At 71.7% G+C, this 12,414-nt stretch carries 12 protein-coding genes; 6 read left to right on the plus strand and 6 right to left on the minus strand.

Going from position 1 to position 12,414, the window contains the following annotated elements; all coding sequences use genetic code 11:
- Positions 1-20: 20 nt before the first annotated feature.
- From AC57B8_RS02465 to AC57B8_RS02475, 3 genes are read left to right on the plus strand one after another with little or no spacing between them, the layout of a single operon-like run.
- Entirely contained in the window at positions 21-2,843 is a 2,823-nt protein-coding gene (locus AC57B8_RS02465) for a DUF802 domain-containing protein (protein WP_496478557.1), read from the plus strand.
- Position 2,844: 1 nt separating this feature from the next.
- A complete protein-coding gene (locus AC57B8_RS02470) occupies positions 2,845-3,507 on the plus strand; it encodes an OmpA family protein (RefSeq protein ID WP_139706701.1) in 663 nt (220 codons plus the stop codon).
- Positions 3,500-4,156 (plus strand): DUF2894 domain-containing protein, encoded by a 657-nt coding sequence (locus tag AC57B8_RS02475; protein ID WP_496478558.1) that lies wholly within the window; start codon positions 3,500-3,502, stop codon positions 4,154-4,156. Before AC57B8_RS02470 ends, AC57B8_RS02475 begins: the two co-directional genes overlap by 8 nt.
- 4 nt (positions 4,157-4,160) lie before the next feature.
- Here AC57B8_RS02475 and AC57B8_RS02480 read toward each other — a convergent pair whose 3' ends face one another.
- The 6 genes from AC57B8_RS02480 to alkB form a co-directional block, all read right to left on the minus strand.
- Positions 4,161-4,556: a VOC family protein gene (locus AC57B8_RS02480; protein ID WP_496478559.1), complete on the minus strand. Its 396-nt coding sequence runs from the start codon at positions 4,554-4,556 to the stop codon at positions 4,161-4,163.
- Between the two features lie 42 nt (positions 4,557-4,598).
- Positions 4,599-4,976: a YkvA family protein gene (locus AC57B8_RS02485; protein WP_496478739.1), complete on the minus strand. Its 378-nt coding sequence runs from the start codon at positions 4,974-4,976 to the stop codon at positions 4,599-4,601.
- A 14-nt stretch (positions 4,977-4,990) separates the two neighbouring features.
- Complete coding sequence (locus tag AC57B8_RS02490) at positions 4,991-5,326, minus strand: YnfA family protein (RefSeq protein ID WP_095947269.1); 336 nt, start codon at positions 5,324-5,326, stop codon at positions 4,991-4,993.
- A gap of 30 nt (positions 5,327-5,356) precedes the next feature.
- On the minus strand, positions 5,357-7,039 hold the full coding sequence (locus AC57B8_RS02495; RefSeq protein WP_496478560.1) for an alpha/beta fold hydrolase: 1,683 nt from the start codon (positions 7,037-7,039) through the stop codon (positions 5,357-5,359).
- Positions 7,040-7,204: 165 nt separating this feature from the next.
- Positions 7,205-9,028: an ABC transporter ATP-binding protein gene (locus tag AC57B8_RS02500; protein WP_496478561.1), complete on the minus strand. Its 1,824-nt coding sequence runs from the start codon at positions 9,026-9,028 to the stop codon at positions 7,205-7,207.
- A 7-nt stretch (positions 9,029-9,035) separates the two neighbouring features.
- Entirely contained in the window at positions 9,036-9,692 is a 657-nt protein-coding gene (alkB, locus tag AC57B8_RS02505; protein ID WP_496478562.1) for a DNA oxidative demethylase AlkB, read from the minus strand.
- A 192-nt stretch (positions 9,693-9,884) separates the two neighbouring features.
- Between alkB and AC57B8_RS02510 the strand changes: the two genes are divergently transcribed.
- The 3 genes from AC57B8_RS02510 (at position 9,885) to AC57B8_RS02520 (ending at position 12,285) form a co-directional block, all read left to right on the plus strand.
- A complete protein-coding gene (locus AC57B8_RS02510) occupies positions 9,885-10,553 on the plus strand; it encodes an STN domain-containing protein (protein WP_496478563.1) in 669 nt (222 codons plus the stop codon).
- A 7-nt stretch (positions 10,554-10,560) separates the two neighbouring features.
- Complete coding sequence (locus tag AC57B8_RS02515; RefSeq protein WP_062482809.1) at positions 10,561-11,115, plus strand: RNA polymerase sigma factor; 555 nt, start codon at positions 10,561-10,563, stop codon at positions 11,113-11,115.
- Between the two features lie 159 nt (positions 11,116-11,274).
- The gene (locus tag AC57B8_RS02520; protein ID WP_496478564.1) at positions 11,275-12,285 is read left to right on the plus strand and encodes a FecR family protein; all 1,011 of its coding nucleotides are present in this window, start codon (positions 11,275-11,277) and stop codon (positions 12,283-12,285) included.
- The last annotated feature ends 129 nt before the right edge of the window (positions 12,286-12,414 follow it).

Consider the following 12,414-nt stretch of genomic DNA (forward strand, 5'->3'; position numbering starts at 1 on the left):
ACAAGAGACAACAAGCTTCCATGAACAGATTTTTCCATTACGCCGTCTTCCTCGTGGGCCTGGCCGTCGTGTGCTGGGTCGGTGCCAGCTACGTCGGCCACAACCCGCTGGCCCTGGTGATCACGGCGCTGATCGGCGCGTTCTACCTGATGGGTGCGCTGGAGCTGCACCGCTTCCACCAGGCCACCGGCACGCTGTCGCATGCGGTGAACGACCTGTCGGCGCCGCCGGCCAGCCTCGGCGACTGGCTCGCCGGCCTGCATCCCTCGCTGCGCAACGCGGTGCGCCTGCGCATTGAAGGCGAGCGCGTCGGCCTGCCGGGTCCGGCGCTCACGCCCTACCTCGCGGGCCTGCTGGTGCTGCTGGGCATGCTGGGCACCTTCCTGGGCATGGTGGTCACGCTCAACGGCACGGGGCTGGCGCTCGAAAGCGCGACCGACGTGCAGGCCATCCGCAACTCGCTGTCGGCACCCGTGCGCGGCCTGGGCCTGGCCTTCGGCACCTCGGTGGCGGGCGTGGCCGCATCGGCCATGCTGGGCTTGGCCTCGGCGCTGTGCCGGCGCGAACGCCTGCTGGCCGGGCAGTCGCTCGACACGCTCATTGCCACGTCGCTGCGCGGCCACTCGCTGGCCCACCGCCGCGAAGAGTCGTTCAAGCTCATGCAGCAGCAGGCCCACGCGATGCCCGCGCTGGTCGACCAGCTGCAGGCCATGGTGGCCGCGATGGACCGCCAGAGCCAGTCGATCAACGAACGCCTCGTCGCCAGCCAGGACACCTTCCACCAGAAGACCGAAGCCGCCTACACGGGGCTCGCCGCCTCGGTCGACCGCTCGCTCAAAGACAGCCTGGCCGACAGCGCCCGCATCGCCGGCGAAACCATCCAGCCCGTGGCGAAGGTGATGCCCGAACTGGTCGGCCAGCTGCAGACCATGATGGCCGCGATGGAGCGCCAGACCCAGGCGCAGAACGACCGCCTCGTCGCCAGCCAGGATAGCTTCCACCAGAAGGCCGAAGCCGCGTACACGGGGCTCGCCGCTTCGGTCGACCGCTCGCTGAAGGACAGCCTGGCCGACAGCGCCCGCATCGCCGGCGAGACCATCCAGCCCGTGGCGAAGGTGATGCCCGAGCTGGTCGGCCAGCTGCAGACGATGATGGCCGCGCTGGAACGCCAGGGCCAGGCGCAGAACGAGCGCCTCGTCGCCAGCCAGGACAGCTTCCACGAGAAGGCCGAAGCCGCCTACAGCGGGCTGGCTGCATCGGTCGATCGCTCGCTGAAAGACAGCCTCACCGACACCGCCCGCATCGCCGGCGCAACGATCCAGCCCGTGGTCGAGGCTGCCATGCTCGGCATCGCGCGCGAAGCGGCCTCGCTGCAGGGCGGCATGGCGCAGGCCGTGGAACGGCAGCTCGAAGGCCTCACGGGCCGTTTCGAGGCCTCGACCGCCGGCGTCGCCGACACCTGGAAGGCCGCGCTGGCCGAACACGAGCGCGCGAGCGGCGCGCTGTCGACCGACCTGCGCGGCACGCTCGAACGCTTTGCCGAAACCTTCGAGCAGCGCTCGGCCGCGCTGGTCGACGGCGTGTCCGCCCGCCTCGAAAGCACCGTGGGCAGCGTGTCCGACACCTGGGGCAGCGCGCTCGCGCAGCACCAGCGCGTCAGCGAAAAACTGTCGGGCGATTCGCACCAGGCGCTCGCCGCCGCGGCCGCCACCTTCGAACAGCATTCGGCGTCGCTGCTGCGCACCGTGGGCGAGGCGCACACCAGCCTGCAGACCGAACTGGCGGCGCGCGATGCGCAGCGCCTGTCGGCCTGGAGCCAGTCGCTCGAAGCCATGGCTGCGTCGCTGCAGAAGGAATGGCAGCAGGCCGGCGCGCACACGCTGAGCCAGCAACAGCAACTGAGTGACACGCTGGCGCAGGCCGCGCGCGACGTGTCGGCGCAGGCCGAGGCGCATGCCAAGCAGACCGTCGCCGAAGTCGCGCAGCTGCTGCAGGCCGCATCGGACGCACCCCGCGCCGCGGCCTCGCTGCTCGACACCGTGCGTGAGGCGCACGCCAACCTGCAGACCGAACTCGCCACGCGCGACGCGCAGCGCCTCGCGGCCTGGAGCGGCTCGCTCGAGACCATGGCCGCCTCGCTGCAGAAGGAATGGCAGCAGGCCGGCGCACACAGCCTGAGCCAGCAGCAGCAGATGAGCGAGACGCTGGCGCAGACCGTGCGCGACATGTCGGCGCAGGCCGAGGCCAACGCCAAGCAGACCGTGGCCGAAGTCGCGCAGCTGCTGCAGGTGGCGGCCGAAGCACCGAAGGCCGCGGCCGACGTGATCGCCGAGCTGCGCCAGAAGCTGTCGGACGGCATGGCGCGCGACAACGACATGCTCGAAGAGCGCAGCCGCATCCTTGGCACGCTCGAAACCTTGCTGGGCGCGGTGAACCACGCCTCGACCGAACAGCGCAGCGCCATCGACGCGCTCGTCACGGCCTCGGCCGACATGATGGAACGCGTGGGCAGCCGCTTCACCGAGAAGGTCGAGAGCGAGACCGAGAAGATGGCCGGCATCGCCGCGCAGATCACCGGCGGCGCGGTCGAGGTGGCGAGCCTGGGCGAGGCCTTCGGCTTTGCCGTGCAGCGCTTCGGCGAATCGAACGACAAGCTGGTGGCGCACCTGCAGCGCATCGAAGGCGCGCTGGGCAAGTCGCTGGCGCGCAGCGACGAGCAGCTGGCCTACTACGTGGCGCAGGCGCGCGAGGTGATCGACCTGAGCATCATGTCGCAAAAGCAGATCGTCGAAGACCTGCAGCAGTTCGCCAGCCGCCAGACCGCCGTGACCAGCGAGGCCTGAGATGGTGCGCGACGAGATCGACCTCGACGCCGGCCTGGAGCCGACCGTCCCCGTGTGGGCGGTGTTCGGCGACCTGATGGCGGGCATGCTGGGTGCGTTCGTGCTGATCCTGGTGTGCGTGCTCGGCATGCAGCTGGACCTGGCGAGCCGCCTCGAGACCGAGGTGCAGCAGCGCCGCGCCGAATCGCAGCGCCGCGAGGCACTCGAACAGGCGCTGGCCGGCCCGCTTGCGGCGGGCCGCGTGACGCTCAACAACGGCCGCATCGGCATCAGCGGCAGCGTGCTGTTCGCTTTCAACTCCGCCGACCTGCAACCCGGCGGGCGGCAACTGCTCAAGAGCCTGGCCGGCCCGCTGGGCGCCTACCTGAAGGCGCGCGACGAGATCCTGATGGTGAGCGGCTTCACCGACGACCGGCAGATGCGCGACGGCGCGCGCCTGTTCGCCGACAACTGGGAGCTGTCGGCCCAGCGCGCGCTCACCGTGACGCGCGCGCTGATCGAAGAGGGCGTGCCCTCGTCGTCGGTGTTCGCCGCCGCCTTCGGCGCCGAGCAGGCCGTGGCCTCGAACAGCGACGCCGAAGGCCGCGCGAAGAACCGCCGCGTGGAAATGGCGCCGACGCCCCGGCCCAAGAACGCCCCCGACGCTGCGAAGTCCCGTGAGTAACGACACCGCACCGGACGACCAGGTCGATCCCGTCGCGGCGCTCGACGCCTGGCGCGCGCGCGGCGACGACCGCTTCGACCCGGTGCGCTTCCGCTTCATCGAGGCGATGGCGCAGCGCGCGGCGGCGCACGAGGGCGAGGCACGGCGCCTGCTCGATGCGCGGCTGGCCAGCCTCATGGCGACCTACCGCGCCGATCTGGAGAAGGTCGAACCCGAGGCCGAAGCGCCGGCAGAGGCACCGCTGCACACCGCGCTCGCCGAGCTGATGAACCACATCGCCCAGCTCGCGCCGCTGCCGCCCCCGCCCGACGCGGAGGCGACCGACGGTGACACCGTGCCCAGCCTGTCCACGGCGCCCGAGCTCAAGACGCTGAGCTACTTCCGCGGCACCTGGTCCAGGCTCGCCGCCGACCAGCGCGTGACGCAGTCGCTCGCCAAGGTGCCGAAGAACGCGGGCCCGCTCAACACGCACCACCTCGTGCAGCGCGCGCTCACGCTGATGCGCGACCTGTCGCCGCAGTATCTGCAGCGCTTCATGGCGCACGTCGATGCGCTGCTGTGGATCGAGCAGGTGAACGCCGCCGCCGAGGCCGCACGCGTGGCGCGCACCGAGAGCCCGCGTAAGAGTTCGCGCAGCCGCGCGAGCTAGAAGCTCAGCCCGCCGCGTCGTGGCACACGACGCACAGCTTGTTGCCGTCCGGGTCGCGGAAGTACGCGCCGTAGTAGTCGGGGTGGTAGTGCGTGCGCAGCCCCGGCGGGCCTTCGCAGCTGCCGCCGTGCGCGAGCGCGATGCGGTGCACCGCATCGACCATCGCCCGCGTGCTGGCGGTGAACGCCGCCATCTGGCCGTTGCCCGCGTCGTGCGGCCGGCCGTCGTGGGGCTTGCAGATCACGAAGAACGGCCGTGCGCGTCCCGCGCTGTGCCAGCCCGCCCAGGGCTTCTCCGGCTCGCAGAAGCGGCGCTCCAGGCCGAGGCCGTCCATCACCGCGTCGTAGAAGGCCAGCGCGCGGTCGAAATCGGAGACGCTGAAGAAGACATGGGAAAACACGTCGGCTCCTTGTGAAGAGGATGAATGTCCAGCGGATTGTCGTCAGCGTGGCCAGAGCCACCATGCCAGCCCGGCCGCAACCAGTACCCAGATGCCGATGACCAGGGCCATGCCAGTCTTGCTCGTCGGCTTGCTGCCCGTGCGCGCCATCCATTCCTCGGCCCGCACGCGGCTGCGCACGATGACCTCGGGCGGCAGCAGGCGCACCGCGAGCCAGATCAGCGCGGGCAGCAGCAGCACGTCGTCGAGGTAGCCGAGCATGGGAATGAAGTCGGGAATCAGGTCGATGGGGCTCAGCGCATAGGCCACGGTGAACCAGCACAGCGCTTTCGGCAGCCATGGCGTGGCCGGGTCGCGGCAGGCGAACCAGAGGGTGACGGCGTCGCGCTTGATGCGGCGCGCCCAGTCGCGCAGGTTCATCGTGGCCACGCGCCTCAGGCCGCGCTGCGCGGCCCGAACATGATGATGCCCATGCCGACGAAGCACACGGCCACGCCGACCCAGTCGCTGGCGGAGGGCGTCACCTTGTCCACGGCCCAGAGCCACAGGATCGCCACGCCGATGTAGACCCCGCCATAAGCCGCATACACGCGGCCGGCGGCGGTCGGGTGCAGCGAGAGCAGCCACGCGAAGAGCGCCAGGCTCAGCGCCGCGGGCAGCAGCAGCCAGGCCGACTGGCCCTGCTTGAGCCACAGGTAGGGCAGGTAGCAGCCGACGATTTCCGCGAGCGCGGTCGCGACGAAGAGGCCGAGGGTCTTGAGCAGGTCCATGGCCGCCATTGTGGCGGTGGCCTGTCGATCTCAGGGCTGTCGTCCGGGGCCTGTGCCCGGCCGCGACGACGGCTCCCACACATCGGGCGTGGTGGCGACCAGCGACTTGAAGTCTTTCCACGGCCGCGCGCCCGGCACCGTGCGTCCGCCGACGATCACCACCTTGGCGTAGGCCACCATGCGCTCGCGCAGGTAGCGGCGCTCGGACTCGGGCCAGGTCTCGATGGCGTGCGGGCCGCGCGACAGCACGATCTCCTTCACGCCGCGGATGCGGTTGTAGGCGGCCACGGTGCCTTCGAGCGATTCGGCGCGGTCCCACAGGCCCTTGCCGAAGAAGGCGGCAGGCCAGCGGTCCATGCCCGCGAGCGTGGCGGAGTTCGGATAGAAGAGGATGTGGTGGTCCGCCGCCATGCCGCCCAGGAACAGGTTGCGGTCGGCCAGGTCGGGTGCATCGGGCAGGTAGCCCGCGCCGCTGGCGAACGACGACAGCAGGATGGCGCCGCGGATGTTGCGCCAGCCGCGCGCCGGCGTGCAGTTGGGCACGGGCATGTCGAAGCTGCAGGCGGCCACGTAGTTGCGCGTCATGGCCCAGGCGGTCGACATCGAGCCGCGCGAGTAGCCGCCCAGCACCAGCGGAATCTCGCTGGCCTTCTGGCCCGCCAGCAGCCGGCCGCGCGCGGCATTGCCTTCGAGCAGCTGGCCCGTGGGCGTGAGCACCCGCAGGCCCTGGCCGTGCTCGAGCTGCGCGAGCACGCGGAACACGTCCTCGCCTTGCTCCAGCGTGTTGGTGTCGCTCACGCCGCCCGACAGGCCTTCGCCGCGGCGGTCGTAGGCCAGCACGTCGAAGCCGGCCTGGTTCAGCGCATGCAGGTTCTCGCGCCACCAGCGCTGGCCCATGGCCTCGGTGGTGCCGTTGGGGAAAGACACCGGCACGGCCTTGCCGCTGGCGCCCTCGATGCGGTAGGCCACCTCGTCCGGGTGCTGGACGGCCGTGAGCTGCCCGCCGCCGCCCGCCGCCATGACGGCGAGGGCGCGCACCTTGCGGCCGCGCCCGTCGTCCACGCCCGCGCCTTCGAGGTACCAGCCGCGCAGCTTGATCGGATCGGTGAGCTTCAGGTCGAGCCGCTCGAAGGTGTCGCGCGGCACGGTGAACTCGACGATGTGGGTGCGCGCGTCGGCCTCGGCAATGCCTTCGCGGTAGGGCGCCTTCGCGAAGAAGGCGGGGCGGCGGATCTGCTTCAGATCGACCGTCGGGCTGTCGGCATCGATGCGCCCGGCCGGATCGACCGCGCCCGTCACGCGCGTGGCGCGCGCCTTGTTGGGCGGCAGCCAGCGCTGCATCTGCGCGTTCACGCGCTCGAAGCAGGCCGGCTCGGCCTTGCAGGTGCGCCAGCGCGCCTTGAGCTGGTCGTCGGTGAACGCGCCGACGTGGTAGTCGCCGCCCGCGTAGCCGGTGGGCACGGGGTAGGCGCTCATGAGCACCGGCACGCACACGCGCGGGCCGCCGGCGTTCACCGCGGTGCCGGCCTGCGGCAACAGGTAGCCGCCCACCCGCGCGTTGCGGTCGGCGCCGACCCAGGCCATGCAGTCGGTGGGCGGAGGCTTGCTGGCGGCGGCCTGGCGCTGTTCGGCGGTGGTGCCGGTGGTGCAGGCGGACAGGCCCAGCAGGGCACCGAGCAGGGCGAGCGGAAGGGTGGCGCGGGAAGAACGCATGGGGCGGGAAACGCTCGCGGAATGAAGAACCATGTGATTGGAACGCAGCCGGGGCGTCAAAAGGGACCGCACAGGACCAAGCGTGAACAAATGGATGCCGATACTGTTGCAGAAGGCATGCCAGCGCGGCGGGTGTGAACGCCGCGTTCTGGCGCAGGAGGGTTCCTACTGCTTGTGACCGGACACTGCCTCCCGAAGCATCGGCTGGCGCGCCAGCACGTCGTCGCGCGGGCCGTGGTCGCGCACGTGGCCGGCTTCCATGAGGATCACCGTGTCGAAGCGTTCGAGCAGGCTCAGCCGGTGCACCGAGGCGATCACGCAGGCCTGCGGAAACGCCGCCGCGATGCGCCCCAGCACGCGCGCCTCGGTGGCGGCGTCGAGCGCGCTGGTCGGCTCGTCGAGCAGCAGCAGCGAGCTGCCCTCGGCCGCGAGCACGCCGCGCGCCAGGCACAGCCGCTGGCGCTGTCCGCCCGACAGGTTGAAACCGCGTTCCGAGATCGCGCTGTCGAGGTCGCCGCGCGTGGCCTGCAGCACCTCGTCGAAGGTGCTCGTGTGCAGCGCGGCGCGCAGGCGCTCGTCGTCGCAGGGGCGGCCGAAGGCCAGGTTCTCGCGCACGCTGGCCTCGAACAGCTCGGTCTCCTGCGGGATCAGCGTGGCGAGCTGGCGCAGCCGCGCCCAGTCGGTCGGCACGCCGTCGAGCGCCAGCGTGCCGCCGTGCGGCGCATACAGGCCGGCCAGCACGCGCAGCAGCGTGCTCTTGCCGCCGCCGCTCGGGCCCACCAGCGCCACGCGCTGGCCCCGGTGCAACGAGAGCGCCACGTCGTGCAGGCCGCTGCGCGTCGGTGCCGCCGGGTCGTCGGCAATGGTGCCGCCGCCGCGCGGGGCGTGGCGCCATTGCAGCTGCTCGACCTGCAGCTGCGTCCACGGCGCTCCAGCGTCGATGCGTTCATGCGCCGGCACTTCTTCGGGCGGGGCCTCGAGCGTGGCGCTCGTCGGCGCGTGCCAGATCGGCTCGGCGCTGCTGTAGTCGGTGTGCATGCGCGCAAAGAAACTGAAGTTGGCCGCCACCGACGTGACCACGCCCGCTGCCTGCTGCGCGTACTGGTAGATCATGAACACCGCGCCCAGCATCACGGCCTGGCCCGGCGCGCGCGCCTGCCACACGTAGATCACCACCAGGCCCCAGGTCAGCGCCAGCCCCATCAGGTCGACCGCGAACCACTTGCCTTCGTTGAGCACCACGGTGCGTTTCAGCGGCAGCGAAACGGCCGCCATGCGACGGCGCAGCAACAGGCGCGACGCGCCCTGCAGCCGCAGGCCGATCACCGTGGAGGCGTTGCCCAGGAAGTCGAGCAGCGCGGCCACGTAGCGCCGGTCGGCGTCGTTCTCGGCGCGCGCGAGCTTCATGAGCGCGCGGTCGATGCGCACGATCAGCACGCCGATCAGCACATAGCCCGCGAGCGCCGTCACGCCGCTGGTGCGCGACAGCAGCGCCAGCGCCACCAGCGGCCCGACGAAGTTGACGGCGTTGGTGAGCCAGATGAACTGGTTCTGCGCGAAGTCGGCGAGCGCGCGGCTGGCCTGGTGCACGCGGTGCTGCAGCTCGCCCGAGTGGTGGCTGTCGTGCCAGGCGAGCGGTGCGGCGGCGATGCGCGCATAGAGCTGGTCGGCCAGCGTTTCGCGCACCTTCAGGCCCACGTTGCGCTCGAGGATGCGGCCCGGCCCGTGCAGCGCCCACGCGCCGACGTACACCCCCGCGAGCGTGGCGATCCAGCGGCCCGCCGCGGGCAGGTCGCCGCGTTGCAAGGCGTTGATGGCCTGGCCCGCGAGGTAGGGCAGCGTGAGGCGGATCAGCTGCGAGCTCGCGAGCAGCGCGGTGGCGGCCAGCAGCTGCGCACGCGCACCAGCGGCGAAGTGCCACAGCGCGGCGTAGAGCGCACGGATCGCGCGGCCGGGGGATTCGGTGGAGGAGGTGGTCGAACCCGTCATGCGCGCTTCACCCCGCCTTGCGGAAGGTGAGGTTGATGCGCTGCGCGCCGAGCCGTGCCTGCAGCGGATGCGGTGCGTCCTTGAGCGGCAGCACGCCATGAAAGCGCAGCCGGTCCACGCCGCCCCACACCACCACGTCGCCGTGCACCAGCGGAATGCGGGTGGTCTTGTCGGCGCGTGCGAGCCCGCCGAACTGGAACACCGCCGGCATGCCCAGCGACACCGACACGATCGGCGCGCCGTGGTCGCGCTCGTCGCGGTCCTGGTGCAGCGAGAGCCGGCTGCCCGGCTGGTAGCGGTTGACCAGGCAGGCGTCCGGCGCAAAGCCGTCGAAGCCCGCCAGCGCCGCCGCGTCGCGCGCGAGCAGTGCAAAGGCCTCGGGCATCGCGGGCCAGGGCGCGCCGCTGTCGGGGTCGACCGCGCTGTAGCGGTAGCCGCGCCGGTCGCTGGTCCAGCCGAGCGCGCCGCAGTTGGTGAGCGCGACCGACATGGTGAAGCCGCCCGGCGTGACCAGGTGGCGGAACGGCGCGCGTGTCGCCACGTCGTCGATGGCGTCGAGCAGCGCGTCGGCGCGCGGCAGCGCAAAGCCCGGCAGCACGAAGGCGGCCGGGCCGATCGGCTCGCGCGCGGCGCGCGGCGGGGCGTCGAAGAGATCGAACGTCATGGGAGCATTGTCGCCAGCGGCAGGGGTGCTTCGGACCGTGGGCGGCGCCTGCGATGCATTCAAGCTGTCACAAAGCGTCACTAGCATTCCGAGCACCAAAGCAGTACGCGGCACCGGCCCGGCGCCTGCGATTCCTCCTTCGTCACAGGACCCGGCATGTCTCGCGTTGCTCGGTCACGGTGGGTGTGTGTCTTGACCCTGATCCTCGGAATTCTGTCCCTCGCGGCCGTGTCGCATGCCGGCGAACCTGCGCCTTCGCCCGATGCGGCGGGGCGCATCGCCTTCGACCTGCCGGCCCAGCCGCTGGCCACCGCCGTGCAGGTCTACGCGCAGGCGACGGGGCAGTCCGTGTTCTTCGACGGGCAGCTCACCGCCGGCCTCGAATCCGCCGCGTTGCACGGCCTGTTCACCCCGCGCGAGGCGCTGCAGCGCCTGCTGGCCGGCACGCGGCTGGCCGCGCGCCACACCGACGCGCGCACCTTCACGCTGGTCGAGGCCGAGGCGGCGCCGCCCGTGGTTGCGACGGCACCGGCCGCGCCCGCCGCCCCCGCCATGTCCCCGCGCGATGCGCGCGTGGTGCAGCAGGCGCTGGAGCGCACGCTGTGCCGCTGGCCGCATGCGCGCCCCGGCACCTACCGCGCGCTCGTGCAGCTGTGGGTCGGGCCCGGCGGCCATGTGCGGCGCACGCGGCTGCTCAGTTCCTCCGGCCTGGCGCAGCGCGACGCCGCCCTCGAAGCCGCGATGAACACGCTGGTGCTCGAGCGCCCGCCCGAAGGCGAGGCCGACCAGCCGCTCACGGTGCTGCTGCTGCCGCGCACCGGCGACCGCCCCGACGTCTGCGACGCAGCGGTTTCTCCCTGAGCACGCCGTGGAACAGGACACCCCCGGCTTCCTGCGCAGCCTGCTGACCAGCCGCTACATCGACTTCCGCAATCGCCTGCGCCGCCGCCTGGGCTCGGAAGAGCAGGCCGACGACGTGCTGCACGAAACCTGGCTGCGCGTGCAGCGCATGAGCGACCCCGGCCCGGTGCAAAGCCCCATGGCCTACCTGCTGCGCATCGCGTCGAACGTGGCGGAAGACCGGCGCATCTCCCACGGTCGCCTGCTCGACTTCGTGGAGGTCGAGGAGCTGCTGCATTTCTCGGACGACAGCCACGACCCGGCCCGCGTCTCGGAAGCGCGCAGCGAGGTGCAGGCGCTGGAGCGCGCGCTCGAGGAGCTGCCGCGCCGCCGCCGCGACATCTTCATCGCCTCGCGCGTGGACGAGACGCCGCATGCCGACCTGGCGCGGCGCTACGGCGTGTCGGTGCGCATCGTCGAGCGCGAAGTGAAGGCCGCGCTGGTGCATTGCGCGGGTCGTTTGGGGCGCGATGTGATCCAGCGGTTCGGTCCCGGGGCCGGAAAACAGTCAGAGAAGGTGTGAACGAACCCGCCATGCCCGCTCATCCCGCCCAGACACGCCCCCTCCGCGTTGCAAATGCTCGCCATAGCCCTGGCTATGGCTGCGCTTTGCGCCTTGATGGGACGTGCCTGGACGGGCTGCTCGGCCACGGCGGATCCATTCACACCTTCTAAAGACATGATGGCCGCCCCCACCCCGACCGATCGCGAACGCGCCGCGCTGGAAACGCAGGCGCACGACTGGCTCGTGCGCCTGACCTCCGGCCGCGCCACCACCGGCGACGCGCAGGATTTCCGTCGCTGGTGCGCCCGCAGCCCGCAACATGCGCAGGCCATGGCCGAGGTGACGCGGCTGTGGGACCTGACCCGGCCCGCCGCCGAAGCGGTGGCACGGCGCATGCCCGCGATGGACACACCGCCGCGCGCGGCCATCGCCGCGTCGCGCCCGCCGATGTTCGGCCGCCGCCAGTTCCTCGGCGCCGCGCTCGCGGCCGGTGCCGCCGCTTTCGTCGTGGTGCGCCCGCCGGCCGGCCTGTGGCCCGCGCTGTCCGACATGACGGCCGACTACCGCACCGGCACCGGCGAGCAGCGCCGCGTGGTGCTGGCCGATGCGGCGGCCGTGGTCGAGATGAACACGCAGACCAGCCTCAACCTCGCGCGCGGCGCGGAGGGCGATCCGCCCCTGCTCGACATGCTCGGCGGCGAAGCGCAGGTGCAGCTCGATGCGGCGCGCCGCGCGCCCTTCACCATGACGGTGGGCGGCGCGCGCCTCGTGGCCGCGTCGGCCAGCCGCTTCAACGTGCGCGCCACCGGCGGCGAGGTGTGCGTGACCTGCTTCGCGGGCTCGGTCGAGCTGCGCGACGGCGAGCGCGTGCTGGTGGCGGGCGAGGCGCAGCAGATCCGCTACGGCGGCCGGCGCGAAGCCGAGGTGGCGCGTGCGCCCGACCTCGCGGCGGTGGCCGCCTGGCGCGAGCGCGTGCTGGTGTTCGACGACACGCCGCTGGCGGCCGTGGTCGACGAGATCAACCGCTACCGCCCGGGCCGCCTCATCGTCACGCGCGCCGAACTCGGCCGCCGCAAGGTGCAGGCACGGCTGCGTCTGGACGAGCTCTCGCGCGTCGAGACGCTGATCGCCGCGAGCTACGGCGCGAAGCTCACGAGCCTGCCCGCGGGCATCGTGCTGCTGGGCTAGCTGCGCTGTGTGACGCGGCTGTGAAAAAAGCGGCGCGTCGTCTTCGTTCGCAAATTCTCCCGAACTTTTGCAGCGCGCGTGTCGGTCGCATCCGGTGAGCCCGGTCTCTTCTCCAGAACGGTTTTTCTC

It is taken from the genome of Variovorax sp. BGA-UO-ETr-C22, assembly GCF_059567965.1.